The organism is Algoriphagus lutimaris (assembly GCF_017051705.1).
GTDB classification, from domain to species: Bacteria; Bacteroidota; Bacteroidia; order Cytophagales; family Cyclobacteriaceae; genus Algoriphagus; species Algoriphagus lutimaris.
This window is the reverse complement of sequence record NZ_JAFIDJ010000024.1, coordinates 1-289: the sequence shown is the minus strand read 5'-3', so window position 1 is coordinate 289 and position 289 is coordinate 1. Positions and strand designations below refer to the sequence as shown.

Genomic DNA, 289 nt, shown 5'->3' with positions numbered 1-289 from the left:
GAATACTGGAAATTCGGATCCAGGGGGCTGAACTGTCGGTACGTGAGCTCCGCCGTCCCGCGAGCGACGCCGACTCCCGCCCCCAATCCGAGGTTGATGAACACGCGCGGCAGCGAGCTCGGCCCCTTGGGCGGAGGCTTGTCTTCTTCGCCCCCGTCTCCCTCGTCCCCGGTCCCCTCGTCGGTTCCCGTGTCTGTCGGGCCGGTGCCTGCGGCCATCAACGGGGCATCTTGGTCTCCCTTGTTGGCCAGCGGCTGGTTGCTCACATCGAAGGCATAGATGAAATACT

General features: G+C 64.7%; 1 protein-coding gene. It reads right to left on the bottom strand.

Going from position 1 to position 289, the window contains the following annotated elements; genetic code table 11:
* On the bottom strand, positions 1–289 hold a 289-nt coding region (locus tag JYB62_RS19625), incomplete at both ends, for a hypothetical protein (protein WP_205647090.1).